This window comes from Exiguobacterium sp. s181 (assembly GCF_018617125.1).
Classification (GTDB): domain Bacteria; phylum Bacillota; class Bacilli; order Exiguobacteriales; family Exiguobacteriaceae; genus Exiguobacterium; species Exiguobacterium profundum.
Map to the genome: position 1 here is coordinate 1 of NZ_JACSJM010000015.1, position 772 is coordinate 772.

Below are 772 nucleotides of genomic sequence, written 5' to 3' on the forward strand. Positions count from 1 at the left end.
TATAGCTCTTAAATTGACGAAGCTTGCGCTTCATTCAAAAATGGTAAAACTTATTTTTGCCTCATCGTTCAGTTTTCAAAGTTCGTCTGTAAAAAAAATAAAATTGGTGGAGCCTAGCGGGATCGAACCGCTGACCTCCTGCGTGCAAGGCAGGCGCTCTCCCAGCTGAGCTAAGGCCCCAATATAAGTGATGATGGTCGGGAAGACAGGATTCGAACCTGCGACCCCTTGGTCCCAAACCAAGTGCTCTACCAAGCTGAGCTACTTCCCGTCTAAAAATGGTGCACCCTGAGAGATTCGAACTCCCGGCCTTTAGATTCGTAGTCTAACGCTCTATCCAGCTGAGCTAAGGGTGCGAGACGAATAATCATCATGGGAAAATATTAATGGTACCGAGGGCCGGACTTGAACCGGCACGAGGAAACCCTCGCAGGATTTTAAGTCCTGTGCGTCTACCAATTCCGCCACCCCGGCAAGGTATAATTTCTAGCGGTAGACTTTTTAAAAAGATCAAATGGTGCCGGCGAAAGGATTCGAACCCTCGACCCTCTGATTACAAGTCAGATGCTCTACCAACTGAGCTACACCGGCAGGTGTAAATGGTGGAGGATGACGGGATCGAACCGCCGACCCCCTGCTTGTAAGGCAGGTGCTCTCCCAGCTGAGCTAATCCTCCAATATGTAGCCTGGCAACGTCCTATCCTCACAGGGGGAGATCCCCCAACTACTTTCGGCGCTGAGACGCTTAACTTCCGTGTTCGGCATGGGAACG

General features: G+C 50.4%; 6 tRNA genes and 1 rRNA gene. All 7 read right to left on the minus strand.

Annotated elements, in window-relative coordinates:
• Positions 1-104: 104 nt before the first annotated feature.
• A tRNA-Ala gene (locus KNO70_RS16010) sits at positions 105-180 on the minus strand.
• 14 nt (positions 181-194) lie between these two features.
• Positions 195-271: transfer RNA gene (locus KNO70_RS16015), tRNA-Pro, on the minus strand.
• Positions 272-279: 8 nt separating this feature from the next.
• A tRNA-Arg gene (locus KNO70_RS16020) sits at positions 280-356 on the minus strand.
• 31 nt (positions 357-387) lie between these two features.
• A tRNA-Leu gene (locus KNO70_RS16025) sits at positions 388-474 on the minus strand.
• Positions 475-515: 41 nt separating this feature from the next.
• A tRNA-Thr gene (locus tag KNO70_RS16030) sits at positions 516-591 on the minus strand.
• 9 nt (positions 592-600) lie between these two features.
• A tRNA-Val gene (locus tag KNO70_RS16035) sits at positions 601-676 on the minus strand.
• 8 nt (positions 677-684) lie between these two features.
• Positions 685-772 (minus strand): 5S ribosomal RNA (gene rrf / locus KNO70_RS16040); the annotation flags it as partial.